Origin of the sequence: Janthinobacterium woesei (assembly GCF_051380875.1) — a bacterium.
GTDB lineage: Bacteria > Pseudomonadota > Gammaproteobacteria > Burkholderiales > Burkholderiaceae_D > Janthinobacterium.
This window is the reverse complement of record NZ_JBNYXW010000002.1, coordinates 174838-193039: the sequence shown is the minus strand read 5'-3', so window position 1 is coordinate 193039 and position 18202 is coordinate 174838. Positions and strand designations below refer to the sequence as shown.

Here is an 18202-nt window from a genome sequence, read left to right as displayed (position 1 = left end):
CAGCATAAAATACGCGCGTGGAAAGTACAATACCGTAGAACTACCGGCGCCGTGCCCGCCATCCCCCTGTGAGAGTGAAACGTATCAGATGAATGCCGCGTCAGCCATCGATTATAAAAGCATCTTCCTGCACGCTCCCGTCGGCATGTGCATGTCGGAAAACCGCATCATGCGTAGTTGCAACGAAGCGCTGGCCGGCATATTCGGCTATGCCCGCGCCCAGCTTGACGACCAGTCGTTCGAAGTACTCTACCCCACGCACGATGAATTCCTGCGCACGGGCGAACGCATCATCCCCATCATGAATGCCAAGGGCCGCTATTCGGACGAGCGCATCATGCGCCGCAGTAATGGGGAATTGTTCTGGTGCCACGTCACGGGCCACGCCATGCTGCCCAATCAGCCGCTGGGAGCGGGCATCTGGACGTTCGAGGATGTCAGCGAGAAACGTCCCGTGACGGCGGAACTGACGCCGCGCGAGCGCGAAATCGCCGCGCTGCTGGTGGAGGGCAAGACCAGCAAGGTGATCGCCCGCCAGATCGACCTCAGCCCCCGCACGGTAGAAATGCACCGCGCCAAGCTGATGCGCAAGTTTGCCGCCTCGACGTCATCCGAACTGGTGCACAAGCTGGTGGGAATGCGGCCGCCGCGCTAGGGTTGCTTTGGTTTAACGCCAAATAAAACCGTAGCGAGCGGCAGTGATTTGTGGCCGAGAAGCGCAACCGTGCTAGAGCACGGGGGCGCCGAGCCGGTGAGCATCGCAGGCCGCTAAGCGCGACGCGCAGCAGGTTTTATGGCGTTAAAACGTGCTCATGCCGCCATCGGCGGAGATAATCGCGCCGTTAATAAAATGCGAATCCTCGCCCGCCAGCAGCAATAGCAGGCCGTCGAGGTCTTCCGGCTTGCCCGGGCGTTTATTGGGCAGCATTTCGATCAGCTTCTTGCCTTGCTCGGTGGCAAAGTAATCTTCGTTGATCTCGGTGGAAATGTAGCCGGGGCAGATCGCATTGGTGTTGATGCCATATTTGCCCCACTCCACCGCCATGGCGCGCGTCATGTGCACCATGCCCGCCTTGCTCATGCAGTACACGCCGATCTGCGGCAGCACTTGCAAGCCCGCCATCGAGGCGATATTGATGATGCGGTGCTGTTTCTTCGGGTCGCCCTTGGCGCGCGCGATCATGCGCTTGGCCGTTTGCTGGGCCACGAAGAAGGCTCCGCGCAGATTGGTATCCATCACGAATGAGTAATCTTCCGGCGTGACGTCGACCAGGCGTTGCGTCGTTGATACACCTGAATTGTTGACCAGGATATCGATGGGGCCCGCTTCCGTTTCCGCGTGCGCGATGGCCGACTTGATGCTGGCAAAGTCGGTCACGTCGAGCGAGACCACGTGCGCGGCGCCGCCGTCCGCTTCGATCTCGGCGCGCAACTCCTTCAGGCGTTCGGTGCGGCGCGAGGCCAGCACGACCTGGGCGCCGGCCTGGGCCAGCACTTTCGCAAAGCGCGCGCCGAGGCCGCTCGATGCGCCGGTAATCAGGGCAATCTTGCCCTCGAAATTGACTTCTATGCCCACGAGCTACTCCTGTTTTATTTTAGATAACACTTTACACCGTGCCTGTGGCAATCGGGCAAAATCCCCCGCGGCGCACTTGAGCAAAAGTAAACGCCATCATTACACAAAATGGCCGAAATTAGATTGCGGCGAGGGGCAATGTCACGCAAAATGGCGCCAAAGTTGCAATCCTCGCTAAAAACAAGCACACTCGTGCTTAAATTTCTTCGAAGATTCCTCACCCACTCACTAGTGACTAACAATCGAGACCATGACACAGCCTAATAACTTAGTTGAACAGTACGGACCGCGCGAAACCATGGAGTATGACGTCGTCATCGTGGGCGGCGGCCCCGCAGGCCTGGCGGCGGCAATCCGCCTGAAACAGCTGGCGGCAGAGAAAAACCAGGAAGTGTCCGTGTGCGTGCTGGAAAAAGGCGGCGAACTGGGCGCGCACATCCTGTCGGGCGCCATCATGGACCCAAAGGCCCTGACCGAACTGATCCCAAACTGGAAGGAACTGGGCGCGCCACTGAACACGGAAGTCACGGAAGACCGCATCCTGTTCCTCACCGAAACAAAAGCCTACAAGACACCGAACTTCGCCGTGCCGGCCTGCTTTGAGAACCATGGCAACTACATCGTCTCGCTGGGCAATGTGGTGCGCTGGATGGGCCAGCAGGCGGAAAACCTGGGCGTGGAAATCTTCCCCGGCTTCCCTGCCGCAGAAATCCTCTACAACGACGACGGCTCCGTGAAAGGCGTGGCGACCGGCAACATGGGCGTCAAGCGCGACGGCCAGCCGGGCCCCGACTTCCAGCTGGGCATGGAATTGCACGCCAAGTACACGCTGTTCGCCGAAGGCGCGCGCGGCCACCTGGGCAAGCAATTGATGGCCAAGTATGACTTGAACGCCGGCAAGGACCCGCAATCGTATGGCATCGGCATCAAGGAACTGTGGGAAATCGACCCGGCCCTGCACCAGCCGGGCCTGGTGATCCACTCGACCGGCTGGCCGCTGGACGCGAAAACCTACGGCGGCTCCTTCCTGTACCACATGGAAAACAACCAGGTGATGGTCGGCTATGTGGTCGGCCTGGCGTATGAAAACCCCTACCTGTCGCCGTACGAGGAATTCCAGCGCTACAAGACGCATCCGGAAATCCGCAAGTTCTTCGAAGGCGGCAAGCGCATTTCGTACGGCGCGCGGGCGATTACGGCCGGCGGCCTGCAATCGCTGCCGAAACTGGTGTTTGCCGGCGGCGCGCTGATCGGCTGCGATGCGGGCTTTTTGAACATGAGCCGCATCAAGGGTAGCCACGCCGCCATCAAGAGCGGCATGCTGGCAGCCGATGCGGCGTTTGTCGCGCTGGGCGAACAGCGCCAGCACGATGAATTGGCCAGCTACCCCGTCGCTTTTGCCCAGTCCTGGCTGCACGAAGAGCTGCACGTAGCGCGCAACGTCAAGCCATGGCTGTCGAAAGGCCTGTACCTGGGCAGCCTGATGACGGGCATCGACCAGATCATCTTCCGTGGCAAGGCGCCATGGACCCTGCACCACACGCATGGCGACCACGAATGCCTGAAACCGGCCGCGCAATCGAAGCAGATCGTCTACCCGAAACCGGATGGCAAGTTGACTTTTGACAAAATGTCATCCGTCTTCATCTCCAACACCAACCACGCGGAAGACCAACCGATCCACCTGACGCTGAAAAACGCCAGCGTGCCCGTCGACGTCAACCTGGCCACCTATGCGGGCCCGGAAGCGCGCTACTGTCCTGCCGGCGTGTACGAATTCGTGAAAAACGACGACGGCGCCGAACGCCTGCAGATCAATGCGCAAAACTGCGTGCACTGCAAGACCTGCGACATCAAGGACCCGACGCAAAATATCGTCTGGGTCACGCCGGAAGGCGGCGGCGGGCCGAATTATCCAAACATGTAAGCTGCCTGCATGGCAAGTTGCATAAATGGCGTGGACACTTGTTGGTGTCCACGCCATTGTTCAAAAGAGCTATCGTTTCCACTGATACGAAAATTATTTTTGCGCTATCGTCGATATCACAACCAAAAAACGAACTTTCTACATAAGAAGTTTCTCTAAAGCACTGCCAGCCATTACAATTCAAGGTGGCACCCACTCTCCCCTTCTCTCATGCACGCAACCGATCCCACCGCATCGCCCCCCAGTGACGGGCAGCAGCCGACTCAGCAGGAGTTCGATCATATCGTTTGCCTGTATGAAAGCGGCGAGCATGCGCAAATGGAAGAGGCGACGCGCGCCCTGCTGGACAGCTATCCTGCATCGGCGCTGGGCTGGAGCGTGCTGGGCATGGCCTTGCAACTGCAGGGCAAGGACGCCTTGCCGGCATTGCAAAAGACAGTGGACCTGGCCCCAGGCGACGCCGAAGCGCAGCTGCACCTGGGCAATGCGCACATGGAGGTCGGTCAACTGGACCTGGCCATGGGCAGTTTCATGCGCGCACTGGAAATCGCACCCGCCTTTGCCGAGGCGCTCAGCCGCCTGGGCGACGTACTGCAAGCGCAAGGGCACTTGAAGGAAGCGGCGGAATGCTACCGCGGCGCGCTGGACCTCGATCCGGCGCTGGCCATGGCGCACATCGGCAAGGGCGACATCTTGCAGGCGCAGCGGCAATTCCAGGCTGCGGAAACCAGCTACCGCCAGGCCCTGACGCTGGTGCCAGGCGCGGCCGAGATCCACCGCAAGCTGGGCGATATGCATGTCGCGTTGAACCGGCCAGAACAGGCAATGCAGAGCTATGCTGCGGCGCTGCAAGACGATCCCCACAACGCCATGGCGCATGGCGGCATGGGCAACGTGCTATTCCGGCTCGATCGCAATGCGCAGGCGGCGGCCAGCTACCAGGCGGCCACGGCGCTGCCGACGGCGATTGCGGCCCACCATCACGGCCTGGGGCGCAGCCTGCATGCCATCGGTGAAACTGCTGAAGCGGAAACGGCCTACCGGCAAGCCATCGCGCTCGACCCATCCATCGCTGCGCCCATGCTGCACTACGCGGACTTGCTGCGGGAAACCCGGCGCAAGGAGCAGGCGATCGCCATCTATCAGGCGGCACTATTGCTCGAACCGCAGAATGTCGACACCCTGAACAACTTGGGCATGGCCCTGCAGGAAGACGGCCAACTGGAGCAGGCGCTGGCCTCTTTCCAGCAAGTGCTGGCGTTGTCGCCGAACAACCCTGTCAGCCATAGCAATATCGCCGCCGTCCTGAACGCCATGGGCCGGCAAGACGCTGCGCTGGAAAGCTGCCGGCGCGCCGTGAAACTGGGGCCCAAGTCCGCGCCCGCCCATGTCAACCTGGGTACGTGCCTGATGGAGATGGGCCGCCTGAGCGAGGCCGTCAACAGCTTCGAGACCGTCGTCAAACTCGATCCGCATCACCGCAGGGCGCATGTGAATATCAGTGCCGCCCTGACCCGCCTGGGCCGCATCGACCAGGCCATCATCCACACCCGCCAGGCGCTGAAGATCAATCCGGACTGGGATGAACTGCACAGCAACCTGCTGTTCTACCTGACCCATAGCCAGGAAATGAATGCCGCTGCATTGTTTGCGGAGCATCTGCGCTATGCCGAGCATTTCGAGGCGCCGCTGCGCACATCCTGGCCGCAACACGCCAATACACGCGATCCTGAGCGCCGCCTGCGCATCGGCTTTGTTTCCGCCGACCTGTACAACCACGCGGTAGCCAATTTCATCACGCCCATCCTGGAGCACCTGGCCCATTCGCCGCGCCTGGAAATCGTGGCATACGCCAACAGCTTTCATGACGACCCGGTCAGCCGGCACCTGCATGGCCTGGTCAGCATCTGGCGCCAGGTCGAGAAGCTGACCCATGCAGAGCTGGCGCAGCTGATCACCAGCGACGCCATCGACATCCTGATCGACCTGTCGGGCCATACCGGCTTCAACCGCCTGCCAGCTTTCGCGCGCAAGCCAGCGCCGCTACAGGTGACCTGGATCGGCTATCCGGGCACGACGGGCTTGCAGGCGATGGATTACTACCTCACTGACCGCTATTTGGCGCCAATAGGCATGCTCGACGGGCAGTTCACTGAAAAATTGCTATTCTTGCCCGCTTCCGCGCCGTTCCTGCCCTCGCCAGTGGCGCCACCGGTCAGTCCTGTTCCCGCATGCGAAAATGGCTACATTACCTTTGGTAGCTTCAATCGGGCCAGCAAACTGAGCCGCGACGTCATCGCCCGCTGGTCGAAATTGCTACGCGCCGTGCCCGGATCCAAGATGGTGCTCGCCGGCATGCCTAGCGAAGATATCAGCAACAAATTGCGCGCCTGGTTTGCCAGAGAAGGCATCGCCGCTGAACGGCTGAGTTTTTACGCGCACACCAACACTGGCGACTATCTGGCCCTGCATCGCCTGATCGACATCTGCCTCGACACCGCGCCCTACACTGGCGGCACGACAACCCTGCACGCATTATGGATGGGCGTACCGACCTTGACAATGACGGGCTCGAACTTACCTGGCAGGGTGGGCGCGACGCTACTCGAACATGTGCATCTGAACGCGTTCATTGCCCTGGATGACGCAGATTTTGTACAAAAAGGCAGCTTAATTGCCGAGGACATTGGCTATCTTGTTTCCTTGCGCACAAGCCTGCGTGAGCGGGTAAAAAATTCGGCGATGGGTCAACCAGGAATGATCGCCTCGGGACTGGAGCGTGCACTGCGCACCATGTGGCAACGCTGGTCTGCCGGCCTGCCGCCAGTATCCTTTGAGGCCAGAATCGCGGATAGCGAGGCAGAAGGGAAAGACCAGTGAAAGACCATCATAAAAAGAGTCCCATCTATGTGACTCAACCCCTGCTACCTCCGCTGGAAGAATTCATACCTTATTTGGAAAGTATCTGGGCGAATAAAATTCTCACCAATGGCGGCCCTTTCCATCACCAACTGGAGCAGGCACTCTGTGATTATCTGGGCGTCAAATACATATCGCTCTTCACCAATGGCACACTGGCGTTGATGACTGCTTTGCAGGCGCTGCGTGTAACAGGCGAAGTCATTACCACGCCGTACTCGTTTGTCGCCACCGCTCACTCCCTGCTATGGAATGGCATCAAGCCAGTTTTTATCGATATCGACCCATTGACGTTCAATATCGATCCAGGAAAAATAGAAGCGGCTATAACGCCGCACACCACAGCCATTTTGCCAGTACACTGCTATGGTCATCCATGCGACGTGGACCGCATCGAGAAGATTGCGGATAATTATGGGTTAAAAGTAATCTATGATGCGGCGCATGCCTTCGGCGTAAAAAAACATGGCCTCAGCGTACTCAATCATGGCGATCTGTCCGTCCTGAGCTTTCACGCGACCAAGGTCTTCAATACATTTGAAGGCGGTGCCATTATTTGTCCGGATGCCAAGATCAAACAACGCATCGACCATCTGAAAAATTTCGGTTTTGTCGACGAAGTGACCGTCGTCGCTCCCGGCATCAATGGCAAGATGAGTGAAATCAATGCGGCTTTTGGCATCTTACAGCTCAAGAATATAGATAGCGCCCTGGCCAGGCGCAAGGCAATCGATACCCAGTATCGCACCAGCCTAGCCGGGACGCCTGGCATACATTGTTTGCCTGAAGACTCGAACGAGACGGCAAATTACGCCTATTTCCCCATCCTCGTGCAAGATGCCTACCCGCTGGAACGCGATGCCCTGTATCAAAAACTAAGCGAACATGAGATTTACGCGCGACGCTATTTTTATCCTCTCATCAGCGATTTTCCTATGTACCGCGGCATGCCATCGGCTGCTCCGGCCAATCTGCCGGTTGCGCAAAAAGTCGCCAGCCAGGTGATTTGCCTGCCGATCTATCCTACATTAAATCAAGAACAAGTCGATACCATCGTGAATCTGATCACTGCTCCTTTTGCGCGATGACTACCCTCGCCATCATGCAGCCGTATTTTCTTCCCTACCTAGGCTATTTTCAACTGCTTGCGGCGGTAGATAAATTCGTGTTGTTCGATGATGTCAATTACATACAACGCGGCTGGATTAATCGCAATCGACTGTTGATGAATGGCGCAGCGCATATTTTTACAGTACCGTTACGGGGCGCCAGCCAGAACCGGCTGATTTGCGATATTACCCTGCTCGAAGAACGCGCCTGGCGTGACAAATTGTTGCGCACCCTGCGCCAGGCATATGCTCGTGCGCCCTACTACCGCGTCGTCGCCGAATTGCTGGAACGCGTGATATCCCATCCAACCTTGCGGTTGGACCATTTTTTACTCAATAGCTTGCGCGAGGTAATGAGCTATCTATCACTGGAAACGGAGCTCATCAATACGTCGCGCGTATATGGCAATGCCAGCCTGAGTGGCCAGGATCGCATACTCGATATTTGCATCAAGGAACATGCTACCTGTTACATCAATCCCATAGGCGGCACTGCACTGTATCAGCGTGAAACCTTCTTACAGCACGGCATTGCTCTACAGTATTTGCAAGCCCGTCCAATCAGCTATCCCCAGGGCAAGAACCTACCTGTTTCAGGCCTGTCGATAGTCGATGTGTTGATGTACAATTCCATCCCAGTCGTACAGCAATTTCTTATAGAAAAGGATCTGGTTTGAACAGTGTGTAGCAGCTTCCAGAAGCTGTCCACTCCCCTCAAAACAGAAAAATAATATGTCTTTTGAAAAAATTTTCGCAGAAGTCTTTACGATCCCGGAAAATACGGTGATCGACTCCATGAAGCTGAGCGAGATTGCCAGTTGGGATTCGCTGGCACACATGCTGCTCATCACACGACTTGAAGAGGTTTACCAGATCGAGTTTACCGGTGATGACATCGCCGACATGGCTTCGGTCGGAGATGCACGCAGCGCTTTACGCAAGTGCGGAGCTACGTTGTGAAAATCGAAGGAGCCGGCATTCTGATCACCGGAGCCGGCCGCGGTATTGGCCGCTATCTGGCTGAACAATTCAGCGCCGCGTCGGCGCGTGTCGGTGTCATTGAAAAAGATCCTGCCTTGTGCGAGCAATTGCGCCAGGACAGCGAAGGTCGCATCCAGGCCTGGTGCTGCGATGTCACTGATCCGGCAGCGGTCGACGCAACCCTGCAAGCCATCGTCGATTCCGGTTTCGACATCGATGTTCTCATCAATAACGCAGGCATCATTCATAGCGAACCCCTGGTCAATCTGTTGTCGCGGACCGACCGCGTACATTCTCGCGACAATTGGCGGCAAGTCATCGCGACCAATCTGGATGCGGTTTTTTTTGTTACCAGCAGGGTCGTCGAGCGCATGCTCGCAAAGCGCAGGAAAGGCGTGGTCATTTCCATCAGTTCGATTTCGGCCAATGGCAATCCCGGTCAATCTGCTTACTCGGCAGCCAAGGCCGGCGTCAATGCGTTGACCCATACCTGGGCCAAGGAATTGGGCGGCATGGGACTGCGCTTCGCCGCAATCGCCCCCGGTTTCATCGATACACCATCAACCCGCGCCGCATTAAGTGAGGCGACGCTGGCGAAACTCCAGCAGAAAATCCCGTTACGCCGCCTTGGCGACATGCAATCCATATTCCAGTCGGCACGCCATATCGTCGAAAATGACTATCTGACGGGCAGCGTACTGGAAATTGATGGCGGCTTGGTACTCTGAGAACGTTATCATGACATCGTTCACCAATCTGGGGCTGGCCTTTGACGATATCGTGCGCCGCCGTGCGGACCATTGCGCGCTGTACTACCCGGCAAGCGGCGAACGCATCAGTTACGCGCAATTAAGTAGCCTGGTCGAACGCTTGGCTGTCATATTCCATGCAAAGGGACTGCGCCAAGGCCAGGTGGTAGCGCTGTTTCACGATAAATCACCGGCCGCATTTGCCGCCATGCTGGCATGCCTGCGTCTGGGCCTGATCTATACCAATCTCGACCGTGACAGCCCATGGGAGCGTATACGCAAGATCCTGCAGACTTGCCAGCCTGCCCTCATTGCCAGCGGGTTTACGGATCGTCCTTTCCATGCAGAACTGACTGCCGACGGCTTGCCCGAGACCCTGCTGTTGCAGCAAGCTCTTGATATGGCTGTGGCCAGCCCTGCCGACATGCGCTTGCCGCCCGTCACCACAGCGGATGGTGGCGCCCCGGCCTATATCATGTTCACTTCCGGTTCCACCGGCATGCCCAAGGGGGCGGTCATGTCACATGCCAACCTGCTCTGGTTCATTGCCTGGGCAAGGGAGCGTTTTGCCATCGTCCCTGATGATGTCATTTCCAACGTCAATCCGATGTATTTCGATAACTCGGTGTTCGACTTCTATTCGTCTATCCTGTCGGGCGCGACCCTGATTCCCGTTACCGCCGAGCAAGTGCGTGATACACGGCTGCTGGTACGGCTGATCAACCAAGCTGCTTGCACGCTGTGGTTTTCCGTACCGTCGTTACTGGTCTATTTGCTTACCACGCGCGCCTTGTCGGCCACCGATTGGCCGGCGCTACGCAAGATTGTGTTTGGCGGCGAAGGTTTCCCTAAAACCCGGCTGCGTCAACTGTACGAGCTGTTTGGCCAGCGCGCCGACCTGGAAAACGTCTACGGCCCAACGGAATGCACTTGCATCTGCTCCGCCCACACTGTCACTGCGCAAGATTTCGACGACATGCAGAATCTGGCCCCACTTGGCCTGTTGGCACAGAATTTCAATTTTGAAATAATTGCTTCGGATCCGGCCTTGCCAGAGCGTGGCCAACTGTTTTTGCGCGGACCACAGGTCGGCCTCGGTTATTACAACGACCCGGTGCGCCGCGCTGGTGCTTTCATTCAGAATCCACGACACACGCTGTACGCCGACGTCGGTTACCTCACCGGCGATATTGTGCAGCGCGATGCGCAGGGCTGGCTGCATTTCAAGGGCCGCGCGGATTTTCAAATCAAGCATATGGGTTACCGCATCGAACTGGAAGAAATAGAAGCAGCTCTGGGCAGCGTGAGCGGCGTCATGGAATGCGCGGTGATTTACCAGAAAACCGGTGACGCAACGGGACAGATCCACGCCTTCGCGGTGGCCAATGCGTCGCTGTCGGCAAAACAATTGCAGGCGGCACTTGCCGCCATTGTTCCGGCATATATGCAGCCGCGACACCTAACAGTCCTGAAAGTGCTGCCGAAAAATGCCAATGGCAAAATCGACCGACTTGCACTTCAAATTCCTGCCACCTACTCTGAACCTCAATGAAACCAGTCATCCTTTTCGGCACCGGAAAAATCGCGGAAGTGATACTCTATTTCTTGCGCCATCACAGCCAGCGCCAGGTCGTTGCCTGCTGCGTCGACCGCGAGTACGTGCCGGGGCCGCACTGGCAAGATCTGCCCGTAGTGGCCTTCGAAGAAATAAGCAGCCGGTACCCGGCCGAGACCCATGACATGTTCATCGCCCTCGGTTATCAAGGCATGAACGCTTTACGCGCAGAAAAATGCGCGCAGGCGCGGCAACTAGGTTACACCCTGGCCTCGTATGTGCATCCGGATGCGGGTTTGCCACTAGATTGCCGGTATGGCGACAATTGCTTTATCATGAATCAGGTACACGTGCACCCTTGTGTCACGCTGGGCGACAATGTGTTTGTCTGGAGCGGCGCCCTGATCGGTCATCACAGTAGCATAGCCAACAATTGCTGGCTCACTTCCGCCACCAATATTTCCGGCAACGTCAAGGTCGGCGAAAACTGCTTCTTCGGCATCAACAGCACCATAGGCAATAGTGTTCAGATTGGCGCCTCCTGCTTCATCGGCGCCAATACCCTGGTCACCAAATGCACCCAGGATGAGCAAGTATTTCTGCAGGAAAGCAGCAAGGCATTCCGACTGAATAGCCGGCAATTTCTTCGCATGTCCCGTTTCGACGATTTATAACTCCTCATTTCGACTGTCCACATCATGAATCTCTGGGAATTACCATTTTTTATCTCGCCTCTGGACAAGCAAGCGCTTCAATACAAAGGCACGAGCAGCGCTAGTGGAGATATTGAGCAAGGAGTGCTTCACGCTGGCCAGGCTGAGTTTCCAATCATCGATGGCTTCCCGAATTTCGTGCCGACCCATAACTTATCGGACAAAACCAAGTCAGTGGTCGCGTTTTACGATGATCGTTCGGAAACTTACGATCAATACCTGCACCTCACCTTCCATACGCATGGCGAAGACGAAAACAAGGTACGCAATGGCCTGATCGACTTGCTTGAACTCACTCCTGGCTCGACGGTACTGGAAGTGGCTGCCGGCAGCGGACGCGACTCGGAAATCATCGCCAGCCGCCTGGGTGTCAACGGTAAGCTGTTTCTGCAAGACATATCAAGCGGCATGCTGAATAAGGCGCGCCAACGGATGCAATCTTGTGCTGTGCCGGTTTCCTATGCCCTTGCCGACGCCTGCGCGCTGCCCTATGCCGACAATAGCGTCGATTGCGTCTACAGCTTTGGCGGGCTGGGTGAATTTCCGGACATCCGCAGCGCCCTGGCCGAAATGGTACGCGTCTGCAAACCTGGCGGGAAAATAGTTGTTGGAGACGAAAGTATCCCTGTCTGGCTGCGTAATACTGAATTTGCCAAAATCCTCAGCACCACCAATCCGCAGTTCATGGCCCCCTTGCCACTCGAACAGATGCCGGTCGAAGCGCGCGAGGTATGCGTGCGCTGGATCATCGGCGGTGTATTTTATCTGATCGATTTCCGTGTAGGCAACGGTGCTCCGGATGGCAATTTCGACTATCCGATCCCAGGTCCACGCGGTGGTACGCTACGTAGCCGCTATCTGGGCCAGCTTGAAGGCGTCACGACAGAAACCAAGGAATTGGCGCACCAGGCGCGCAACAAACGCGGCATGAGCATGCATGCTTGGTTGGAAGAAGTGGTGCGCAAGGCCGCCGCCGACGATCTGAAATGATCCCCCAGCCGCAAAGCCTGAATTGGCACAAGCTGGGCAAGGTGTTTGGCCCCGAGATGGGGCCATCCTGGATGAAGACCCATGCTCAGGTACCTACGCCCTTGCTCGACGAGGCAGCCGGCCTGATACGCGTGTATTTTTCCTCGCGCCCGGAAAATGGCGTCAGCATGACCAGCTATGTTGACCTCGATGCGAACTACCCCCTGCGCATAATACATGTCAATCAGAGCCCCTTATTGCCGTTGGGCAAGCCTGGCAGTTTTGATGAACACGGCATTATGCCAAGCTGTGCGGTCCGGCACGGAAACCTGGTCTATCTGTACTACAGTGGTTGGAGTCGGGCCACGACCGTGCCATATACGAATTCAACCGGGCTGGCCATCAGTGAAGATGGTGGCCGCACGTTCCGACGAGCTGGAGACGGCCCGGTGCTGGCCAAGTCACTTGGCGACCCCTACTCCGCCACGTCGCCGTTTGTCATGCAGCACGATGGCGCATGGCGTATGTGGTATTGCTCCGGTACCGACTGGCCCCTTGTCGACGGCAAGTACGAACATGTCTACGACATCAAGGAAGCGCATTCCGATGACGGCATATTTTGGCGGCCAAGCGGTAAGGTCAGCTTGCCGGCCACCTCAGAAGAACAGGCGCTGACCCGCCCCTGGGTAGTGCAACTGGGCTCCCACTGGCATTTAAATTATTGCCACCGCAACGCCAGCGACTTTCGCGACGGCGCGGGGGCATATCGCATTGCAGCGGCCACCTCTACCGACCTTGACACGTGGCAACCGATGGGCGCCGATGGCCCCAGCAGTTGCACCAATCCGGCAGGCTCAAAAGCGCAATGGGATGAAAAAACGCACGCCTATCCGGCTTTGCTGCTGGTCGGTTCGCGGCTTTTGATGTTTTATAATGGCAACGGATTCGGCGCTGGCGGCTTTGGTGTCGCGTATGCCGACCTTGACCACTTAACAGGTAAACAATGATTAAACCACACGATTATATTCCTGGCGAACTTGAGTCGGTAAAGTTCAGTCACCGCAGGGAAGGCTATTATCAGGGCTTGGAAAAAATCAAATCGTTAGGCTACACAACCGAAGATTTCATCCATCATTTCCCCGCCTTCGTTGGCCACATGACACTGGGCCGTTTTTTCAGCCTGTACGAGGCTTACAAGGCGACGCTGGGATTGGCTGGTCATATTGCTGAAATCGGTGTCTACAAAGGTGCTTCCACACTGTTTTTTGCCAAGCTGGTGGAACTGTTTGAACCTAACAGCCTGACCCAGGTCCACGGTTTTGACTGGTTCCAGGGGAATCAGCCCTCAGCCAACGAGCCGGGAATCGTACCGGGTGCGGACGTCGAAACCTACGAACGGGTGTCGGCACTGGTGGAAGCACAAAATCTGCAGCACGTGGTGCATATCCATCCGCTCGATGTGACACGCGAACTCGACGCGTTTTTCGACAAGCACAGCCACCTTCAGTTCAAACTGGTTTTCCTTGATGCAGGTATGTATGAAGTGGTGAAGGCGGCATTGCCGCACTTCTGGAGCCGCTTGAACACGGGTGGCTACCTGGTACTCGATCAATTCAATTTCGATATTGCACCAGGCGAGACGAAAGCGGTACGGGAATTGCTGCCAAACGCCTCGATACGCACCTTCCCGCATGGCTGGATGCCATCTGCCTACATCGTTAAATAAACTGGCAGTCATCTGCGTTGGCTTGGCAACGCAGATGACTCCGAGAACACCGAGGTAAAATTGCAACCAGAAAATCTCACATTACACACCGAGCGTCTGCTGCTGCGGCCGATCACCCGCGACGATCTGGAACTGGTTTGGCCGCACGTTACCGATCCGCGCATCAGCCGGCTCATGTCTTGGCATGCCCATCAGGATAAGGAAGAAACAGCCGCCTTCCTGGAATCGTTGGAGCAGAGTCGCCTGGCTGGGCGCGGTATCACCTGGGCCATTTTCAAGGACGGCCATTTCTGCGGCATTATTTCGCTGATTAATATCCAGCGCCAGCACCGTGCATTAACTTACAACTGTGCCGAACTGGCGTATTGGCTGGCACTCGATAGCCGCGGGCAACGCATCATGTCCGAAGCCGGCCGACGAGTCATCGCATTTGCCTTCGCAGAACTGGCCATACATCGCCTGGAAGTCGGGCATTTTTCCAGCAACGCCGAATCCGAGCGCATCATCAAGCAGTGGCAATTTCGCTACATCGGCGAAAAGCGCCATGCATTCATGAAGGATGGCGTCTGGCACGATGCGAAATTTTATGACTTGCTCCTGTCAGACCTATCCAGGCCGGTCGCTGGGGATTAAAGTCAGATACCTCTGGAAAGCTTCTGTTGGTACTTTTAACAGGGCATTGAAATAGTCGCCGCGTCCGTCAACCGCCACGGGACGGCAAACCTTGTCAATCCGCCCCATCCCACCGCCATCCGGACACTGTTCGCCATCCGTTCCGAGCGCCAGCTGGTACCGCACTTCGACCACAACCTGCTGTATCGTTGGGACAGGCGGGTACAATCCGATGGCTCATCGGCCCCTCTTCTTACCCAACACGTCTGTCAATATGTGCCCAAACAATGCATCACCTTTACCCATCGGCCGTCGGTCACAATCTGCCAGCGGCGAAAGCCGGACGCAAATGGCAATCGCTGCTGCGCTGGACAACTACCAGCATGCGCAAGCCGAGCTGCCACACGATGCGGCAGTTCACCTTGATATCGCCAAGACACTCAGGGAAATGGGAAAGATCGAGGACGCCGAGGCGGCTTACCGCCGCGCGATCATATTGTCACCCTCGTCGGTACCGGCTTTCTGCAAACTGGCAGAACTATTGACTGGTGAAGGCCGCAATGAGGAAGCCATTACTGCCTACCATTCCGCTTTACTCCTCCAACCTGAAGAGCCATCGATCCATAACGACCTGGGCAATGCGTTGCAAAAAGCCGGGCGCCCTGACGAGGCGCTTGCCGCGTACGAACACATGCTGCGACTAGCCCCACACAACGCGCTTGCCGAAAGCAATATTGGTTCAGTGCTGCAGGCGCAAGGGAAAATTGAGTTGGCCATGCAACGCTACGACACGGCACTGGCTCTCGCTCCCCATTTCGCGGCCGCCCATTTCAATCTGGGTACTTGCAAGCTCTTGTTGGAAAAAATCGATGAATCGATTGTGCATTTTTCCAATGCCATTCAATATGACCCAAGTTTCTATCTGGCCCATATCAATCTCACCACCACGCTGAGCAAAGCAGGTCGTATCGATGAAGCGGCACAGGCTTGCCGGGATGCGATTGAAATCAATCCTCAATGGAATGAGATGCATAGCAATCTGCTGTTCTCGCTCACACATGATGCAACAATCACTCCAGCCAGTTTATTTGAGGAGCATCTACGTTTCGGCCGACAGTTCGAAACACCGTTTCAATCTGCTTGGCCACAGCACGACAACAACCGGGATCCTGATCGCATTCTGCGGGTAGGCTTTGTCTCGGCAGACTTGAACAATCATGCGCTGGCTAATTTCATCACGCCCGTACTGGAACATCTGACGCATGCAACAGGACTGGAACTATATGTTTACTGCAACAACCGGGTCGACGACCGCACGACTGACCACCTGAAAGGGATAGTTCGCAGATGGCAAGCGATTCAGGCACTGTCTGACCAACAGTTAGTCGAGCAAATCACCAGGGATGGTATCGATATCCTGATTGACCTGTCGGGTCACACGGGTTCAAATCGTTTGCTGGCGTTTGCTCGCAAGCCGGCGCCGTTGCAAGCAAGCTGGATGGGCTATCCGATGACGACGGGGCTGGAGGCCATGGACTACTTTCTGACAGACCGCTATTTATCACCCGCAGGCCTGCTGGACGATCAATTTACGGAAAAATTCTTGGCGCTGCCGGCCTCCGGGCCCTATGTGCCATCGCCCGATGCGCCAGCGATCGCCAGCGCGCCAGCATTGGCGCACGGCCACATCACCTTTGGCAGCTTCAATCGCGCCAACAAGCTGAGTCGCGCGGTCATCGCTGGCTGGTCCGCGTTGCTACGTGCGGTACCGCAAGCCAGCATGGTCGTCGCTGCCATGCCCAGCGAGCAATTTCGTGAGATGCTGCTCGGCTGGTTTAAAGAAGAAGGCATCGCCGGCGAGCGCCTGAGCTTTCATGCGATCACCGGCACACGTGACTATCTGGCTCTGCACAGGCTGGTTGATGTGTGCATCGACACCTGGCCTTACAACGGCGGCACGACGACCTTTCATGCATCATGGATGGGCGTACCCACCCTGACGATAGCCGGCAACACCTTGTTAAGCCGTGTGGGTGCCACCATCATGGGCTATTTGGGGCTGCAGCAGTTTATTGCACACGACCTGGACGATCTCATACAAAAAGGCAAAGATCTTGCCAATGACCTGGACGCGTTAGTTGAATTGCGCATGAGCATGCGTACAAGGCTGGCAAACTCTCCCGCCGGACAACCGGCACTGATTGCAGCTGGCCTGGACAATGCTCTGCGCACCATCTGGCAGCGTTGGTGCGCCGGCTTGCCTGCAGAACCATTCGAAGCCGATCCATTACAAAGCTCTCTTGCAAAACGCGCTGCAAGCATGCATGCGCTGTATAGCGTCAATGTCGATGCCGCATTGTTGCTCGCCATCGAACACCATCAGGCCGGTCGGTTTGCCGAGGCAGAAACACTGTATCTGGCCATCATCCACAGTATGCCCCAGCATGCCATCGCCAACCATAACATGGGTCTGCTCGCGGTGCAGCTCGGCTATCAGGACAAATCGCTGCCCTACCTGCGCGCAGCGGTACTGGCCTGTCCAGAGGAAGTTCAGTTCGTTCTCTCTTATGCACAGTCGCTGCTGCAAGCCGGACAGGCCGAAATAGCAGCAGATGTTGTTACGCAAGCTATTGCCAAGGGTATGGATGGCGCCGATTTACAGGCCATCTTGCTTCGGGCACGACAGGCAGCGACAGATGAGCCGCTCGCGCCAACACAGCTAGAAGCAGAGCATATCGTCGAACTGTATCAGGCTGGCCACCTTGTCGCCATGGAAGACGCCGCACTCTTGCTGGTCAACCGCTACCCGGACTCAGGCTTTGCCTGGAGCGTCCTCGGCACCGCTCTGCAAGCGCAGGGCAAAGATGCCTTGTCGGTGCTGCAGCGCGCGGTGCAACTCAGTCCGGGAGACGCCCAGGCACATGGCAACTTGGGTAACGCATGGCAGGATGCAGGCGATTACCACAGCGCCATTGAATGCTATCGGCGGGCGCTGGAACTAGAGCCAACGTTTGCCGAAGCATCAGGCAATATGGGCAGCGCCCAATACGCTATTGGCGATGCTGGCGGCGCGGTTGACAGCCTCCGGCAAGCCGTACTGCTCGATCCTGCCTATGCCCTGGCGCATGCCAATCTGGGTAACATGCTGGCAGCCATGCACGATCTCAATGGAGCAGCCATGCATTATCGGCATGCACTCCTGCTCGCTCCCGGCGATCCGCAATTACATCGCGACCTGGCTCAGGTACTGCAGGCACAGGGTTACATTGAAGAAGCGCATGCCAGCTTTGCACTCGCGCAAGAGCTTGAGCAAGGCGGTGAGATCATGCCCGCCAAATAAATTTAAAAAAATTCTCATAAGCATTT

General features: G+C 56.8%; 15 protein-coding genes. 14 read left to right on the top strand and 1 reads right to left on the bottom strand.

Going from position 1 to position 18202, the window contains the following annotated elements:
- Positions 1 to 88 precede the first annotated feature (88 nt).
- Entirely contained in the window at positions 89 to 655 is a 567-nt protein-coding gene (locus tag ACQ4W6_RS02660; protein ID WP_436565633.1) for a LuxR C-terminal-related transcriptional regulator, read from the top strand.
- Positions 656 to 799: 144 nt separating this feature from the next.
- On the opposite strand, the gene ACQ4W6_RS02655 is transcribed toward ACQ4W6_RS02660, so the two are convergent.
- Entirely contained in the window at positions 800 to 1576 is a 777-nt protein-coding gene (locus tag ACQ4W6_RS02655) for an SDR family oxidoreductase (protein WP_436565632.1), read from the bottom strand.
- Between the two features lie 250 nt (positions 1577 to 1826).
- Between ACQ4W6_RS02655 and ACQ4W6_RS02650 the strand changes: the two genes are divergently transcribed.
- The 13 genes from ACQ4W6_RS02650 (at position 1827) to ACQ4W6_RS02590 (ending at position 18176) form a co-directional block, all read left to right on the top strand.
- On the top strand, positions 1827 to 3503 hold the full coding sequence (locus ACQ4W6_RS02650) for an electron transfer flavoprotein-ubiquinone oxidoreductase (RefSeq protein WP_436565631.1): 1677 nt from the start codon (positions 1827 to 1829) through the stop codon (positions 3501 to 3503).
- 210 nt (positions 3504 to 3713) lie between these two features.
- The gene (locus tag ACQ4W6_RS02645) at positions 3714 to 6383 is read left to right on the top strand and encodes a tetratricopeptide repeat protein (RefSeq protein WP_436565630.1); all 2670 of its coding nucleotides are present in this window, start codon (positions 3714 to 3716) and stop codon (positions 6381 to 6383) included.
- A complete protein-coding gene (gene vioA / locus ACQ4W6_RS02640; protein ID WP_436565629.1) occupies positions 6380 to 7510 on the top strand; it encodes a dTDP-4-amino-4,6-dideoxy-D-glucose aminotransferase VioA in 1131 nt (376 codons plus the stop codon). Before ACQ4W6_RS02645 ends, vioA begins: the two co-directional genes overlap by 4 nt.
- Positions 7507 to 8208 (top strand): WbqC family protein, encoded by a 702-nt coding sequence (locus tag ACQ4W6_RS02635; RefSeq protein WP_436565628.1) that lies wholly within the window; start codon positions 7507 to 7509, stop codon positions 8206 to 8208. The genes vioA and ACQ4W6_RS02635 overlap by 4 nt, the downstream gene beginning before the upstream one ends.
- Before the next feature lie 55 nt (positions 8209 to 8263).
- Positions 8264 to 8491 (top strand): acyl carrier protein, encoded by a 228-nt coding sequence (locus ACQ4W6_RS02630; protein ID WP_436565627.1) that lies wholly within the window; start codon positions 8264 to 8266, stop codon positions 8489 to 8491.
- Positions 8488 to 9240, top strand: a complete 753-nt coding sequence (locus ACQ4W6_RS02625) for an SDR family NAD(P)-dependent oxidoreductase (protein WP_436565626.1) — start codon at positions 8488 to 8490, stop codon at positions 9238 to 9240. Before ACQ4W6_RS02630 ends, ACQ4W6_RS02625 begins: the two co-directional genes overlap by 4 nt.
- A 10-nt stretch (positions 9241 to 9250) precedes the next feature.
- Positions 9251 to 10813, top strand: coding sequence for an AMP-binding protein (locus ACQ4W6_RS02620; protein WP_436565625.1), 1563 nt, complete (start codon positions 9251 to 9253; stop codon positions 10811 to 10813).
- Positions 10810 to 11490 (top strand): acetyltransferase, encoded by a 681-nt coding sequence (locus tag ACQ4W6_RS02615; protein WP_436565624.1) that lies wholly within the window; start codon positions 10810 to 10812, stop codon positions 11488 to 11490. Before ACQ4W6_RS02620 ends, ACQ4W6_RS02615 begins: the two co-directional genes overlap by 4 nt.
- 24 nt (positions 11491 to 11514) lie before the next feature.
- Positions 11515 to 12519, top strand: coding sequence for a class I SAM-dependent methyltransferase (locus ACQ4W6_RS02610; protein WP_436565623.1), 1005 nt, complete (start codon positions 11515 to 11517; stop codon positions 12517 to 12519).
- Entirely contained in the window at positions 12516 to 13505 is a 990-nt protein-coding gene (locus ACQ4W6_RS02605) for a glycoside hydrolase family protein (RefSeq protein WP_436565622.1), read from the top strand. Before ACQ4W6_RS02610 ends, ACQ4W6_RS02605 begins: the two co-directional genes overlap by 4 nt.
- Complete coding sequence (locus tag ACQ4W6_RS02600; RefSeq protein WP_436565621.1) at positions 13502 to 14224, top strand: class I SAM-dependent methyltransferase; 723 nt, start codon at positions 13502 to 13504, stop codon at positions 14222 to 14224. The genes ACQ4W6_RS02605 and ACQ4W6_RS02600 overlap by 4 nt, the downstream gene beginning before the upstream one ends.
- A 60-nt stretch (positions 14225 to 14284) precedes the next feature.
- Positions 14285 to 14857: a GNAT family N-acetyltransferase gene (locus ACQ4W6_RS02595; protein WP_436565620.1), complete on the top strand. Its 573-nt coding sequence runs from the start codon at positions 14285 to 14287 to the stop codon at positions 14855 to 14857.
- A gap of 328 nt (positions 14858 to 15185) precedes the next feature.
- Entirely contained in the window at positions 15186 to 18176 is a 2991-nt protein-coding gene (locus ACQ4W6_RS02590) for a tetratricopeptide repeat protein (protein ID WP_436565619.1), read from the top strand.
- The last annotated feature ends 26 nt before the right edge of the window (positions 18177 to 18202 follow it).